This is a genomic window from Rufibacter soli (genome assembly GCF_054781795.1).
Window position 1 is genome coordinate 254,395 of record NZ_BAAGTS010000002.1, and the last position, 14,487, is coordinate 268,881.

Annotated in this window: 12 protein-coding genes and 4 tRNA genes; all 16 read left to right on the plus strand. The window is 46.4% G+C overall.

Features of this window, described 5'->3' with window-relative positions:
* Positions 1-19 precede the first annotated feature (19 nt).
* The 16 genes from ACYVJQ_RS02995 to rpsG all read left to right on the plus strand — a co-directional run bounded on the left by ACYVJQ_RS02995 (position 20) and on the right by rpsG (position 14,486).
* Positions 20-102 (plus strand) — tRNA-Tyr (locus tag ACYVJQ_RS02995).
* A 74-nt stretch (positions 103-176) separates the two neighbouring features.
* Positions 177-249, plus strand: a tRNA-Gly gene (locus ACYVJQ_RS03000).
* Between the two features lie 42 nt (positions 250-291).
* Positions 292-363 (plus strand) — tRNA-Thr (locus tag ACYVJQ_RS03005).
* Between the two features lie 65 nt (positions 364-428).
* Positions 429-1,616: an elongation factor Tu gene (tuf, locus tag ACYVJQ_RS03010; protein WP_460891590.1), complete on the plus strand. Its 1,188-nt coding sequence runs from the start codon at positions 429-431 to the stop codon at positions 1,614-1,616.
* A gap of 109 nt (positions 1,617-1,725) precedes the next feature.
* Positions 1,726-1,798, plus strand: a tRNA-Trp gene (locus ACYVJQ_RS03015).
* Between the two features lie 23 nt (positions 1,799-1,821).
* On the plus strand, positions 1,822-2,013 hold the full coding sequence (secE, locus tag ACYVJQ_RS03020) for a preprotein translocase subunit SecE (protein ID WP_460891591.1): 192 nt from the start codon (positions 1,822-1,824) through the stop codon (positions 2,011-2,013).
* Positions 2,014-2,028: 15 nt separating this feature from the next.
* The gene (gene nusG, locus ACYVJQ_RS03025; protein WP_048919287.1) at positions 2,029-2,586 is read left to right on the plus strand and encodes a transcription termination/antitermination protein NusG; all 558 of its coding nucleotides are present in this window, start codon (positions 2,029-2,031) and stop codon (positions 2,584-2,586) included.
* A 12-nt stretch (positions 2,587-2,598) separates the two neighbouring features.
* Positions 2,599-3,042, plus strand: coding sequence for a 50S ribosomal protein L11 (gene rplK, locus ACYVJQ_RS03030; RefSeq protein ID WP_460891592.1), 444 nt, complete (start codon positions 2,599-2,601; stop codon positions 3,040-3,042).
* A gap of 11 nt (positions 3,043-3,053) precedes the next feature.
* The gene (gene rplA / locus ACYVJQ_RS03035) at positions 3,054-3,743 is read left to right on the plus strand and encodes a 50S ribosomal protein L1 (RefSeq protein ID WP_460891593.1); all 690 of its coding nucleotides are present in this window, start codon (positions 3,054-3,056) and stop codon (positions 3,741-3,743) included.
* 9 nt (positions 3,744-3,752) lie between these two features.
* A complete protein-coding gene (gene rplJ / locus ACYVJQ_RS03040; protein ID WP_460891594.1) occupies positions 3,753-4,280 on the plus strand; it encodes a 50S ribosomal protein L10 in 528 nt (175 codons plus the stop codon).
* Positions 4,281-4,318: 38 nt separating this feature from the next.
* Positions 4,319-4,699 carry a 50S ribosomal protein L7/L12 gene (rplL, locus tag ACYVJQ_RS03045; RefSeq protein ID WP_460891595.1) on the plus strand — a complete coding sequence of 127 codons (381 nt, stop codon included), beginning with the start codon at positions 4,319-4,321 and terminating at the stop codon, positions 4,697-4,699.
* A 155-nt stretch (positions 4,700-4,854) separates the two neighbouring features.
* A complete protein-coding gene (rpoB, locus tag ACYVJQ_RS03050; protein ID WP_460891596.1) occupies positions 4,855-8,727 on the plus strand; it encodes a DNA-directed RNA polymerase subunit beta in 3,873 nt (1,290 codons plus the stop codon).
* 123 nt (positions 8,728-8,850) lie between these two features.
* The gene (rpoC, locus tag ACYVJQ_RS03055) at positions 8,851-13,167 is read left to right on the plus strand and encodes a DNA-directed RNA polymerase subunit beta' (RefSeq protein ID WP_460891597.1); all 4,317 of its coding nucleotides are present in this window, start codon (positions 8,851-8,853) and stop codon (positions 13,165-13,167) included.
* A 4-nt stretch (positions 13,168-13,171) separates the two neighbouring features.
* Positions 13,172-13,486 (plus strand): DUF3467 domain-containing protein, encoded by a 315-nt coding sequence (locus ACYVJQ_RS03060; protein WP_460891598.1) that lies wholly within the window; start codon positions 13,172-13,174, stop codon positions 13,484-13,486.
* Between the two features lie 102 nt (positions 13,487-13,588).
* Positions 13,589-14,005, plus strand: coding sequence for a 30S ribosomal protein S12 (rpsL, locus tag ACYVJQ_RS03065; RefSeq protein ID WP_048919295.1), 417 nt, complete (start codon positions 13,589-13,591; stop codon positions 14,003-14,005).
* Between the two features lie 13 nt (positions 14,006-14,018).
* Positions 14,019-14,486, plus strand: coding sequence for a 30S ribosomal protein S7 (gene rpsG / locus ACYVJQ_RS03070; RefSeq protein ID WP_048919296.1), 468 nt, complete (start codon positions 14,019-14,021; stop codon positions 14,484-14,486).
* The last annotated feature ends 1 nt before the right edge of the window (position 14,487 follow it).

The following is a 14,487-nucleotide window of genomic DNA, read 5'->3' on the forward strand; positions in this document are numbered from 1 at the left end:
GGTTCTTTGAATAAAGAATGGGGAGATTCCAGAGTGGCCAAATGGGACGGACTGTAACTCCGTTAGCGTAAGCTTTCGAAGGTTCGAATCCTTCTCTCCCCACTCACACATTGATCAGAAATGGAGGCTAGGTTACAGGTTGTCTCTTGAACGTTTCTGATAGTACCAGTAAACAAGCGGGAGTAGCTCAGCTGGTAGAGCGACAGCCTTCCAAGCTGTAGGTCGCGGGTTCGAACCTCGTCTCCCGCTCTTTGAAAGAATGATGCAGCGCAAGCTGCATCATTTCATTATGCCGACGTAGCTCAGGGGTAGAGTACTTCCTTGGTAAGGAAGGGGTCGTGGGTTCAATTCCCATCGTTGGCTCAAGCGGTAATTATTTTTTACACAATCAATACACCGTTTCACCCAAGAACTAAATACTTTCTAAAATGGCTAAAGAAAATTTTGATCGCTCCAAACCGCACGTAAACATCGGTACAATTGGGCACGTTGACCACGGCAAAACAACCTTGACTGCTGCTATTACTCAGGTTTTAGCGGGCAAAGGTCTAGCCGCAAAGAGAGATTTCTCTTCTATTGACAACGCTCCTGAAGAAAAAGAGCGTGGTATCACTATCAATACTTCTCACGTTGAGTATGCAACTGAGAAACGTCACTATGCGCACGTTGACTGCCCTGGTCACGCTGACTACGTGAAAAACATGGTTACTGGTGCTGCCCAGATGGACGGTGCTATCCTTGTAGTTGCTGCTACTGATGGTCCTATGCCTCAGACACGTGAGCACATCCTTTTGGCTCGTCAGGTAGGTGTTCCTGCTCTTGTTGTGTTCATGAACAAAGTGGACATGGTAGACGATCCAGAATTGTTAGAGCTTGTTGAAATGGAAATCAGAGAGCTTCTTTCTTTCTATGATTTCGATGGAGACAACATTCCAGTTATCCAGGGTTCGGCTCTTGGTGGCTTGAACGGCGACGAGAAATGGGTTAAAACCATTGAAGAATTGATGGATGCAGTTGATAACTACATTCCAATTCCTGCTCGTCTGACTGACCTTCCATTCTTGATGCCAGTTGAGGACGTGTTCTCTATCACTGGTCGTGGTACAGTAGCTACTGGCCGTATTGAGCGTGGTATCATCAACTCTGGTGAGCAAGTGGATATCTTGGGTATGGGTGCTGAAGGCTTGAAGTCTACAGTAACTGGTGTTGAGATGTTCCGTAAGATCCTTGACAGAGGTGAAGCTGGTGACAACGTAGGTCTGTTGCTTCGTGGTATTGAGAAAACTGATATCCGTCGTGGTATGGTTATCTGCAAGCCAGGTTCAGTAACTCCTCACTTGAAATTCAAAGCTGAAGTTTACGTTCTTTCTAAAGAAGAAGGTGGACGTCACACTCCATTCTTCAACAACTACCGTCCACAGTTCTACCTGAGAACTACAGACGTAACTGGCGTTATCACTTTGCCAGAAGGTGTTGAGATGGTTATGCCTGGTGATAACATCACTATCACTGTTGAGTTGATCAACAAAGTAGCGATGGAAAAAGGCTTACGTTTCGCTATCCGTGAGGGTGGTAGAACAGTAGGTGCTGGTCAGGTAACTGAAATCCTTGACTAATCTATAAAAATTTACAAGTCCGCCTTACTTAGTTGTAGGGCGGACTTGTTTTTTTATAAAAGAGTTAATACATTTGCACTCCATTTAGACGAATGGCGTGCATTTTTTTACGGGAGTAGCTCAATTGGTAGAGTAGTGGTCTCCAAAACCATTGGTTGTAGGTTCGAGTCCTACCTCCCGTGCATATAGAGTTAATAGCATCAGAATGGGAAAGCTGACAAAATTTTTCAATGACACAAAGGAAGAGATGCAACATAAAGTCTCTTGGCCAAGCTATGCAGAGCTTCAGAAAAGCTCTATCCTGGTTTTGGTTGGGTCACTGGTGTTTGCAGTAGTGGTAGGTGCTATGGATTTTGTGTACGACTCCACCCTGGAATGGTTCTATAACCAATTCTAATATAAGCTGGAGAAAATGGCAGATTTGAAATGGTATGTAGTGCGGGCTGTTTCCGGACAAGAGAAGAAAGCAAAGTCTTATCTTGAAAACGAAGTTGCCCGTCATAATCTAACGGAGATGGTGCCCCAGGTACTGATCCCGTCAGAGAAAGTGTACGAAATGCGGAACGGCAAAAAGCGCGTGAGAGAGCGTAGTTTTTTTCCGGGTTACGTGTTAGTGCATGCAGATATCTCCAATGGGGAGGTAGAGCACTTAATTACCAGTACCCCAGGAGTTATTGGATTCTTAGGCGCCGGAAACGGCAATACAGTAGCGAAACCTGTGCCTTTGCGCATGTCTGAAGTTAACCGCATCTTAGGAAAGGTAGACGAATCAGAAGAACAGGTGGAAACATTGGAGACGCCGTTCATTGTGGGTGAAACCGTGAAAGTAATGGATGGTCCGTTCAACGGATTCTCAGGTACTGTGGAAGAGGTGTTTGAAGAACGCCGGAAATTGAATGTAATGGTAAAGATCTTCGGGCGGAATACCCCGGTAGAACTGAATTACATGCAGGTAGAAAAAGAACAGTAGTAATAAATAATAATGGCAAAAGAAATAAAAGGTTATCTGAAACTTCAGGTAAAGGGAGGCGCCGCGAATCCAGCACCGCCGATTGGACCTGCACTTGGATCAAAAGGTCTTAACATCATGGAGTTCTGCAAGCAGTTCAATGCTAGAACCCAGGATAAGGCCGGCCAAGTATGCCCAGTGTTGATTACAATGTACACTGATAAGTCATTTGACTTTGTAATTAAGACTCCTCCCGCTCCAGTATTGTTGATGGATGCGGCGAAAATCAAATCTGGTTCTAAAGAGCCGAACCGTAATAAAGTAGGTTCAGTGACTTGGGAACAGATCAGAGAAATCGCTGAAATCAAAATGCCTGACCTGAACGCGTTCAAAGTTGAGGCCGCAATGAAATTGGTAGCTGGTACCGCGCGTAGCATGGGTATCACAGTAAAAGGAACGGCTCCTTGGAGTGAGTAATTAAAAAGCAAATGGCTAGAATTTCTAAAAACAGAAAAGCAGTCTTAGCGAAGTATGATGCTTCTAAAGAGTACTCTTTGTTAGATGCAGCAGGCGTAGTGAAAGAAATCACTTTCACCAAGTTTGATGCCTCCGTTGACATTGACGTACGCTTGGGCGTTGACCCGCGTAAGGCTGATCAAATGGTAAGAGGTGTAGTAACACTTCCCCACGGAACTGGTAAAGATGTACGTGTATTAGTGCTTTGCACTCCTGACAAAGAGGATGAAGCAAAGGCGGCTGGTGCAGACTACGTAGGTCTTGACGAGTACATCCAAAAGATTGAAAAAGGTTGGACTGATATTGATGTAATCATCACTATGCCAGCTGTAATGGCAAAAGTAGGTAGACTTGGTCGTATTTTAGGACCTCGTAACCTGATGCCTAACCCTAAAGCGGGTACTGTTACAACTGACGTTGCCAAAGCAGTGAGAGAAGTGAAAGCTGGTAAAATTGACTTTAAAGTTGACAAAACTGGTATCATTCACACTAGCATAGGAAAAGTATCCTTTGGGCCAGAGCAGATTGCTGCAAACGCTACCGAGGTTCTTGCAACCTTGAACCGTCTGAAGCCTTCTTCCGCTAAGGGAACTTATATCAAGAGCATCACATTGTCAAGTACAATGAGTCCTGGTGTAGTAGTTGACAAAAACTCAATTTAACGAGAAGAGATGACACGGGAAGAGAAAGAAATCATTGTACGTGACCTGAGCGAGAAATTAGCTCAAAACCCCTTTGTTTACATCACAGACGCTTCAGAATTGACGGTAGCTACTATCAACAGATTCAGAAGAATGTGCTTTGACAGAGGCATTGAGTACAAAGTGTATAAAAACACTCTGATACGTAAAGCATTTGATACTTTAGATGCAGATACTTCTGCCCTGGATGTAGCTTTGAAAGGTTCTTCTGGACTTTTATTTGAATCTACTACAGGTAACGCGCCAGCCAAGTTATTACTTGACTTCCGCAAGACTGGCGCTAAGAAGCCAGTTTTGAAAGGTGCTTATATTGACAGCAGCGTTTACATTGGTGAGGAGCAGCTGGAAACCTTAAGCAAAATCAAGTCTAAGGAAGAATTGGTGGGCGAAATCATTGGCTTACTACAATCACCTGCTAAAAACGTTATTTCTGCCCTTCAGAGCGGTGGTAATATCCTGGCCGGTTTGGTTAAAACATTATCAGAGAGAGAACAATAATATTTCAATTTTAAAACAACTTTTAATTACTAATAAAAATGGCAGATTTGAAAGCATTCGCTGAGCAGTTGGTTAACTTAACTGTAAAAGAGGTTAATGAACTTGCTACAATCCTTAAGGATGAGTATGGTATTGAGCCAGCAGCTGCTGCTCCTGTAATGATGGCAGGTGGTGCCGGTGGAGACGCTGGAGCCGCTGCAGAAGAGAAAACATCTTTTGATGTTATCCTTAAGTCAGCTGGTGCCTCTAAACTAGCGGTTGTAAAGCTGGTTAAAGAATTGACTGGTCTTGGTTTGAAAGAAGCAAAAGAACTGGTTGACGGTGCTCCTAAACCATTGAAAGAAGGTGTTGCGAAAGATGAAGCAGAGTCATTGAAGAAGCAACTGGAAGAAGCTGGTGCTGAAGTGGAGGTTAAGTAATCTCACATTCACCTTCCATTACCACTAAGGGTTAGACCTGGCAATTTCGTCAGGTCTTTTCCTGTTTGTACCTAGAAATGATTTTCTAGTAATTTCTGCCAGAGAAATAGCAATTTCCCGGCACGACAAAGTTTAAACGTAAAAATCAGACAACTTTGGCTACAAGTAAAACGACAGAGCGGATTAATTTTGCGTCCATCAAGTCGGTAATAGACTACCCAGACTTTCTGGACGTACAGCTACAGTCTTTCCAGGACTTTTTCCAGTTGGAAACCGCTGCCGAGAACCGCACGGAAGAAGGTCTTTTCAAAGTATTTGCTGAAAACTTCCCTATCTCTGACTCAAGAGAGAATTTCGTTCTGGAATTCGTAGATTATCACGTAGACCCACCCAAATATTCAGTTGATGAGTGTATTGACCGGGGGTTAACGTACTCAGTTCCATTAAAGGCAAAGCTTCGTTTGATCTGTAATGATACAGACAACGAGGATTTTGAAACTATAGAGCAGGAGGTTTTCTTAGGAAACATCCCGTATATGACCGAGAAAGGGTCTTTTGTGATCAATGGCGCAGAACGCGTGATTGTTTCACAGTTGCACCGCTCTCCAGGTGTGTTCTTTGCCCAAAGTAAACATACCAACGGTACCAAATTATATTCTGCAAGAATCATTCCTTTCAAAGGTTCCTGGATTGAATTCGCGACTGACGTGAACAACGTTATGTACGCGTACATTGACCGGAAGAAGAAATTCCCGGTTACCACCTTATTACGTGCTATTGGCTACGGAACTGATAAAGACATCTTGGACCTGTTTGGGTTGTCTGAAGAAGTGAAGGCTGATAAGAAAACCCTGAAAGGGGTGGTTGGCCGTAAGCTTGCCGCAAGGGTTCTTCGCACCTGGACAGAAGACTTCGTGGATGAGGATACTGGAGAAGTGGTATCTATTGACAGAAACGAAGTTCTGTTAGAGCGTGACTCAGAAGTAAGCGAAGATGATTTAGACGTGATCATTGATTCAGGAGTGAAATCAATCATCCTGCACCGTGAGAACGTTAACATCGCTGACTACAACATTATCTATAATACCCTACAGAAGGATAACTCCAACTCTGAGCAAGAAGCGGTAGAGCAAATCTACCGTCAGCTTAGAAATACCGAGGCTCCAGACGTAGAAACCGCTCGTGACATTATCCAGAAGTTGTTCTTCTCAGATAAGCGTTATGACTTAGGTGATGTTGGTCGTTATAGAATCAACAAGAAACTTGGCCTTGACAAAAACTGGGAAGCCAAAGTATTGACCAATGAGGACATTGTTCTAATTGTGAAGTACCTGATTGGTCTGATCAACTCAAGAGCTGTAGTAGATGATATTGACCACTTGAGCAACCGCCGGGTAAGAACCGTAGGGGAGCAGTTATATGCCCAATTTGGTGTAGGTCTTGCCCGTATGGCCAGAACCATCAAAGAGCGGATGAACGTGCGAGACAATGAAGAATTCAAACCAGTTGACTTGATCAACGCGCGTACGCTTTCTTCGGTGATCAACTCCTTCTTCGGAACCAACCAGTTGTCTCAATTCATGGACCAGACTAACCCGCTGGCTGAAATCACGCACAAGCGTAGAGTTTCTGCCCTGGGGCCAGGAGGTCTTTCCAGAGAGCGCGCCGGTTTTGAGGTACGTGACGTTCACTATACTCACTACGGTCGTCTATGTACTATTGAAACGCCAGAGGGACCAAACATCGGTCTGATCTCTTCTTTATGCGTACACGCCCGCGTGAACAGCATGGGCTTCATTGAAACCCCTTACCGCAATGTGGTAGACGGGAAAGTAGATATCACCTCTACCGTGAAGTACCTGACCGCAGAGGAAGAAGATACCCACCACATTGCCCAGGCCAACGCCATCATAGATGACAATGGAAACTTTGTGAATGACAAAGTAAAAGGCCGTTTTGAAGGTGACTTCCCAGTAGTAGAGCCAGAGCGCTATACCTATATGGACGTTGCCCCTAACCAGATTGTTTCCGTAGCGGCCTCTTTGATCCCGTTCCTGGAGCATGATGATGCGAACCGTGCCTTGATGGGATCAAACATGCAACGTCAGGCAGTTCCTTTGCTCAGACCACAGGCACCTATTGTAGGTACTGGTCTTGAACTGAGAGCAGCCCTTGACTCCAGAGCCTTGGTAAGAGCCGAAGGCGAAGGATACGTTCATTTTGTAGATGCAGACAAAATCATTATCCATTATGATTTGTCAGACGCACAGAAGCTGGTAAGCTTTGACGCGGAATATGTGACCTATGACCTGATCAAATTCCGTCGTACTAACCAGGATACTTGTATCAACCTCACCCCATTGGTGAAGAAGAACGAGCGGGTTACCAAAGGCCAGCCATTGTGCGAAGGATATGCCACCAACCAGGGAGAACTTGCCTTAGGTAGAAACCTGCAGGTAGCGTTCATGCCTTGGCAAGGATATAACTTTGAAGATGCGATTGTTATCTCTGAACGCGTAGTAAGAGATGATGTCTTTACCTCTATTCACATTGAGGAGTTCGAGCTGGAAGTTCGCGAGACCAAACGTGGGGAAGAAGAGTTAACCTCTGAAATCCCGAACGTAAGCGAGGAAGCCGTTCGTAACCTGGATGAAAACGGTATCATCCGTATTGGTGCCGAAGTGAAAGAAGGCGATATCCTGATTGGTAAAATCACTCCTAAGGGAGAGACGGATCCAACTCCGGAAGAGAAACTTCTTCGCGCCATCTTCGGTGACAAGGCCGGTGATGTGAAGGATGCCTCCTTGAAAGCGCCGCCATCCTTGAATGGAGTAGTAATTGAGACCAAACTGTTCTCTCGTCCTAAGAAAGATAAAAACCTGCGGGCCAAGTCTAAGAAAGAGGTAGAAGAACTGAAGGTGAAATACAACAGCGAACTCAAAGCCGTGAAGAACGTGATGATTGAGAAGCTGGTCGGCTTACTGGAAGGCAAGACTAGCCAGGGTGTCCGTCACCGTTTCGGAGATGAGATCCTGACCAAGGGTGCTAAGTTTGGTAAGAAGAATATCACAGACGCCCTTTTCCCTGACAAGAACCCTTATAAGGATGAAAGCAACTATGCCGTTCCGGAAGAGGTGAACATGTTCAAGGACCTGATTCTGGAAGGCTGGACCGCAGACGAGCAGACAAACCAAATGTTGCTGGAGTTGGTAAAGAATTACACCAAGCGCCGCAATATGATCTCTGCCCGCTTCAAGCGTGACCGCTTCACCCTAGAGGTAGGGGACGAGTTACCAGCCGGTATCGTGCAGTTAGCCAAAGTCTACATTGCCAAGAAGCGTAAGCTGAAAGTAGGGGATAAGATGGCAGGCCGTCACGGTAACAAGGGGGTAGTAGCCCGTATCGTGCGTGAGGAAGACATGCCGTTCCTGGAAGACGGAACACCAATGGACATCGTGTTGAACCCATTAGGGGTACCTTCCAGGATGAACATCGGTCAGATCTACGAAACAGTTCTAGGTTGGGCAGGTTTGAAGTTGGGACGCAAGTATGCCACCCCAATCTTTGACGGGGCCACTGAAGAGCAGGTATCTGCCGAATTGACCGAGGCAGGTGTACCACGTTACGGCCGTACCTACTTATATGATGGTTTAAGCGGAGACCGTTTTGACCAACCAATTACAGTAGGTGTGATTTACATGCTGAAACTTGGTCACTTAGTGGATGATAAAATGCACGCCCGTTCTATCGGACCATACTCGTTGATTACGCAGCAGCCATTGGGTGGTAAAGCCCAATTTGGTGGTCAGCGTTTCGGTGAGATGGAGGTGTGGGCGTTGGAGGCCTTCGGGGCTGCTAACGTATTGCAGGAAATCCTGACCGTTAAGTCTGATGACGTGATAGGTCGTGCCAAAGCCTACGAAGCCATTGTAAAAGGTGACGTATTGCCTAAGCCGAATATCCCAGAGTCTTTCAACGTGTTGATTCACGAACTCAGAGGCCTAGCCTTAGAGATTACGCTGGACTAATAAGCTGTTTTGGAGGAGATTTCAGGAAAACGTGCTCAAAACGCCCGTGCCTGGAATCTCCCTCTTACGCGTTAGAAAGGCCGCACAGTAAAAAGGAATTTTACATATCTAGCAACACATAAAATGGCGTTAGCAAGAAATAAAAAATTAATCCAGGACTTCTCTAAAGTTACCATCAGCCTGGCCTCTCCAGAATCAATTCTGGAAAGATCAAATGGTGAAGTAACCAAACCGGAAACCATCAACTACAGAACCTACAAGCCAGAGATGGGTGGTCTGTTCTGCGAGCGGATCTTCGGACCGGTGAAGGACTGGGAATGCCACTGCGGTAAATACAAGAGAATCCGTTACAAAGGGATTATCTGTGACCGTTGCGGGGTAGAAGTAACAGAGAAAAAAGTGCGTCGCGAGCGCATGGGCCATATTGAATTGGTAGTACCGGTAGCACACATCTGGTACTTCAAGTCATTGCCAAACAAAATTGGTTATCTGTTAGGCTTACCAACCAAGAAGCTTGACCAGATCATTTATTATGAGCGGTATGTAGTTATCCAGTCTGGTATTCTGGCAGAAGACGGCGTGAACGTGCTGGACTTCCTGACCGAGGATGAGTACCTGGACATGATTGACAAGTTGCCGCGCGAGAACCAGATGTTGGACAACCATGATCCAAACAAGTTCATCGCGAAGATGGGTGCCGAGGCGTTACAAATGTTACTGGAGCGCATCAACCTGGATGACCTGTCTTATGACCTGCGTTACTCTGCTGCCCATGAGACTTCTCAGCAGCGGAAAGCGGAGGCCCTCAAGCGCCTGCGTGTGGTAGAGGCTTTCCGTGACGCGGCTACCAGAATTGAGAACAAGCCTGAGTGGATGGTAATCCGCATGGTTCCTGTGATTCCACCAGAATTGCGTCCGTTGGTTCCCTTGGATGGTGGCCGTTTCGCTACCTCTGATTTGAACGACCTGTACCGTCGCGTGATCATCCGTAACAACCGTCTGAAGCGCCTGATCGAGATCAAAGCGCCAGAGGTAATTCTACGGAATGAGAAGCGTATGTTGCAGGAAGCCGTTGACTCCCTGTTTGACAACTCACGTAAAGTGAACGCGGTTCGTGCTGAAGGTAACCGTGCCTTGAAATCGCTTTCAGATATGCTGAAAGGTAAGCAAGGCCGTTTCCGCCAGAACTTACTTGGTAAGCGGGTTGACTACTCTGGCCGTTCGGTTATTGTAGTAGGACCTGAATTGAAACTGCACGAGTGTGGTCTACCTAAGAACATGGCCGCTGAGCTTTTCAAACCGTTCATCATCCGTAAGCTTATTGAGCGCGGTATTGTGAAAACGGTTAAGTCTGCCAAGAAAATTGTAGACAGAAAAGATCCAGTAGTTTGGGATATCCTGGAGAATGTGTTGAAAGGCCATCCAGTTCTGTTGAACCGGGCTCCTACGCTCCACAGACTTGGTATCCAGGCCTTCCAGCCTAAGCTGATTGAAGGAAAAGCGATTCAGCTGCACCCATTAGTAACCACAGCATTCAACGCCGACTTTGACGGTGACCAGATGGCGGTGCACGTTCCCCTAGGACCTGCTGCAATCCTAGAAGCCTCAACTTTGATGTTGGCCTCACACAATATCCTGAACCCTGCTAACGGTGCCCCAATTGCGGTACCTTCTCAGGACATGGTATTGGGTCTATACTATGTAACCAAAGGCAAGCGCACCACTGAGAATGAAGTCATTCAAGGGGAAGGCATGTCTTTCTACAGCGCTGAGGAAGTGATCATCGCCATCAATGAAGGCCGCTTATCTAAGCACGCCTTCATTAAGGTAAGAGCGAAGATATTAGATGAAAGCGGTGAACTGGTAACCAAGTTGATTGAAACTGTAGCCGGAAGGGTACTCTTCAACCAGTTTGTGCCAGAAGAAGTGGGTTACGTAGACGAATTATTGTCTAAGAAGAAATTGCAGCAGATTATCTCCCGCGTGTTCAAAGTAACAGGCATGGCGAGAACTGCGCAGTTCCTGGATGATATCAAAACCCTAGGGTTCCAGTCTGCCTACAAAGGCGGTCTGTCCATGGGCTTGGGTGACATCGTGATCCCGAAAGAAAAAGATATCCTGGTAGAGCAGGCCAAAAAAGATGTGGACGCTGTTTGGGCGAACTACTCTATGGGTCTGATCACGGATAACGAGCGTTACAACCAGGTAATTGATATCTGGACGCGTATCAACAACCAGATCACTGAAACGTTGATGTCTCGTCTTGAGAAAGACGACCAAGGCTTTAACTCCATCTTTATGATGATGCACTCCGGAGCCCGTGGTTCCAGAGAGCAGATCCGTCAGTTGGGTGGTATGCGGGGTCTGATGGCTAAGCCACAGAAATCGTTACAAGGTTCAGTAGGAGAGATCATTGAAAACCCAATTCTATCTAACTTCAAAGAAGGTCTGGATGTAATTGAGTATTTTATCTCTACCCACGGTGCTCGTAAAGGTCTTGCAGATACAGCCTTGAAAACGGCGGATGCGGGTTACCTGACCCGTCGTCTGGTGGACGTATCTCAGGACGTGATCGTGAACGAGGAAGACTGCGGAACTTTACGTGGTCTGGAAGTGAGCGCCCTTAAAGACAATGAGGACATTGTGGAATCACTGTCTGAGCGTATCCTAGGCCGCGTGAACGTGCATGACATCGTTGACCCAATGACCAATGCGGTTATCCTGGAGTCTGGCCATGAAATCACAGAGGAAGTAGCCAGAATCATTGAGAACACCGCCATTGAGAGTGTAGAGATCCGTTCCGTATTGACATGTGAGACCAAGCGCGGTATTTGTGCCAAGTGCTATGGCCGTAACTTGTCTACCGGACGAATGGTGCAGAAAGGGGAAGCAGTTGGGGTTATCGCGGCGCAGTCAATTGGCGAGCCTGGTACTCAGCTTACCCTCCGTACCTTCCACGTGGGTGGTACTGCCTCTAACATCGCGGTAGACGCGGCAATCCGTGCCAAATTTAACGGGGTAGTGGAGTTCGAGGACGTTCGGACTATTGACACAACCAACGCCGAAGGCGAGACTGTGAAGGTAGTAATGGGACGTTCTGGCGAGGTGAAAATCGTGGATCCAACCACTGGTAAGCTGTTAATCAGTAACCACGTACCTTATGGCTCTTTCCTGATTGTAAATGAAGGACAGACTGTTGCCAAAGGAGACGAACTGTGTAACTGGGATCCATACAATGCGGTTATCTTGTCTGAGTTTGACGGTACCATCGCCTACGAGTCTATTGTAGATGGTATCACCTTCCGTGAGGAATCAGATGAGCAGACAGGTCACCGTGAGAAAGTGATCATTGAAACCAAGGATAAAACCAAGAACCCGGCTATTGTTATTAACCCATTGAACGGCGAGCCTAAAACCTACAACATTCCAGTAGGGGCTCACTTAGCAGTGGAAGATGGACAAAAGATCAAAGCGGGTCAGATTATCTCTAAAATACCTCGTGCCATTGGTAAGACCCGTGATATTACGGGTGGTCTGCCACGCGTTACGGAGCTCTTTGAGGCACGTAACCCGTCAAACCCAGCGGTAGTGAGTGAGATTGACGGTGTAGTAACCTACGGTGGCGTGAAACGCGGTAACCGTGAGATCTACATTGAGTCTAAGGATGGGGTGAAGAAGAAGTACATGGTGCCTCTCTCCAAGCACATCCTGGTGCAGGATAATGACTTCGTACGGGCAGGTGTTCCATTATCAGACGGTGCCATCACGCCGAATGATATCCTGAACATCCAAGGTCCCGGCGCCGTGCAGGAATACCTGGTGAACGAGATTCAGGAGGTATACCGTCTGCAGGGTGTGAAGATCAACGACAAGCACATTGAGGTAGTGGTTCGTCAGATGATGCAGAAAGTGAACGTGCTTGACCCAGGTGATACCAGCTTCCTGGAAAACCAGACGGTTGACAAGGTAACGTTCATGGAAGAGAATGACATGATCATTGACATGAAAGTAGTGGAGGATGCAGGAGACTCAACCGCCATGAAACCAGGTATGATTGTGACCGCTCGCCGTCTGCGTGATGAGAACTCCAGCTTGAAGCGTCGTGACTTACGTCTGGTAACCGTGCGTGATGCACAGCCGGCCGTGTCAAGACCAACCTTGCAGGGTATTACACAAGCTTCTTTGGGTACGCAAAGCTTTATCTCGGCAGCTTCCTTCCAGGAAACAACCAAGGTATTGAGCGAGGCCGCTATCAAAGGAAAGGCAGACGAATTATTGGGCTTGAAAGAGAACGTAATCGTAGGTCACTTGATCCCAGCTGGTACAGGCTTACGCGAGTACACCAAAATCATTGTAGGCTCTAAGGATGAGTATGAAGCTCTTACTGCCAGCAGACAAGCAGGGTTGAAAGCAAAGCAAGGGGAACTGCAAGAGAAATAGAAAAATGGCTGCCGAAGAACAACAGGGACAGATCAACATAGAATTAACAGAGGAAATCGCGGAAGGCCAATATGCAAACCTGGCCATGATCGCGCATTCTCACAGTGAATTCGTGTTGGATTTTATCCGGCTCATGCCGGGCATCCCTAAGGCAAAAGTGAAATCAAGAGTGGTGATTACTCCAGAGCATGCCAAGCGTTTCTTGGCTGCTTTGGAGGAAAACATCCTAAAATATGAGCAAAGTTTTGGGGCCATAAAGCAGACGCCAGAGGCCCCAAGCTTTCCTCTAAATTTTGGGGGAACCATTGGCGAAGCCTAAGCCATTAATAATTAATGAATTAAAACTTTGAATTTGCAAAGTAGATTTTATACCTTTGCAAACCCATTTTTGAAGAGAAGAATCTATTTAAAAGTTTAGTAAATGCCTACTATACAACAATTAGTAAGAAAGGGAAGAGAAGCGCTAACATCAAAGTCGAAATCCCCAGCCCTTGACTCATGCCCACAGAGACGTGGCGTGTGCACACGCGTTTACACAACCACACCTAAGAAGCCTAACTCCGCTATGCGGAAAGTAGCTCGTGTGCGTTTGACAAACGGCAAAGAAGTCAATGCCTATATCCCGGGTGAAGGCCACAACCTACAGGAACACTCCATTGTGTTGATCAGAGGTGGTCGTGTGAAAGACTTACCAGGTGTAAGATATCACATCATTCGTGGTGCTTTGGATACAGCTGGTGTAAATGGCCGTCTGCAGTCCCGTTCTAAATACGGAGCTAAGCGTCCTAAACCAGGTCAACCAGCAGCAGCTGCAGGTAAAGGCGGTAAGAAAAAATAATTGAGTTAAGACAATGAGAAAAGCGAAACCAAAGAAGAGAATTCTTCTTCCTGATCCAAAATACAAAGAAACTCTGGTTACCCGTTTTGTAAACTACCTGATGGTAGACGGTAAAAAGAGCGTTGCATACAGGATTTTCTATGATGCCTGTGATTTAGTTGAGAAAAGAACTAAAGAAAGCGGATTAGAGACCTGGAAAAAAGCATTGAACAACATCATGCCAGGTGTAGAGGTGAAAAGCCGCCGCGTAGGTGGTGCCACTTTCCAGGTGCCTACTGAGGTTCGCCCTGACAGAAAGATCTCTCTTGGTATTAAATGGATGATCTCTTACGCTCGTAAAAGAGGAGAGAAAACCATGATGGATAAATTGGCCGGTGAGATTATTGCTGCCGCTAAAGGAGAAGGTGCTGCTGTGAAGAAGAAAGATGACACTCACAGAATGGCGGAAGCCAACAAAGCATTCTCACATTTCAGATTCTAAG

Bases quoted from the DNA above. Each gene is read 5' to 3' on its own strand.
- tuf (WP_460891590.1), top strand. From the start codon at position 429: ATGGCTAAAGAAAATTTTGATCGCTCCAAACCGCACGTAAACATCGGT.
- secE (WP_460891591.1), top strand. From the start codon at position 1,822: ATGGGAAAGCTGACAAAATTTTTCAATGACACAAAGGAAGAGATGCAA.
- nusG (WP_048919287.1), top strand. From the start codon at position 2,029: ATGGCAGATTTGAAATGGTATGTAGTGCGGGCTGTTTCCGGACAAGAG.
- rplK (WP_460891592.1), top strand. From the start codon at position 2,599: ATGGCAAAAGAAATAAAAGGTTATCTGAAACTTCAGGTAAAGGGAGGC.
- rplA (WP_460891593.1), top strand. From the start codon at position 3,054: ATGGCTAGAATTTCTAAAAACAGAAAAGCAGTCTTAGCGAAGTATGAT.
- rplJ (WP_460891594.1), top strand. From the start codon at position 3,753: ATGACACGGGAAGAGAAAGAAATCATTGTACGTGACCTGAGCGAGAAA.
- rplL (WP_460891595.1), top strand. From the start codon at position 4,319: ATGGCAGATTTGAAAGCATTCGCTGAGCAGTTGGTTAACTTAACTGTA.
- rpoC (WP_460891597.1), top strand. From the start codon at position 8,851: ATGGCGTTAGCAAGAAATAAAAAATTAATCCAGGACTTCTCTAAAGTT.
- ACYVJQ_RS03060 (WP_460891598.1), top strand. From the start codon at position 13,172: ATGGCTGCCGAAGAACAACAGGGACAGATCAACATAGAATTAACAGAG.
- rpsL (WP_048919295.1), top strand. From the start codon at position 13,589: ATGCCTACTATACAACAATTAGTAAGAAAGGGAAGAGAAGCGCTAACA.
- rpsG (WP_048919296.1), top strand. From the start codon at position 14,019: ATGAGAAAAGCGAAACCAAAGAAGAGAATTCTTCTTCCTGATCCAAAA.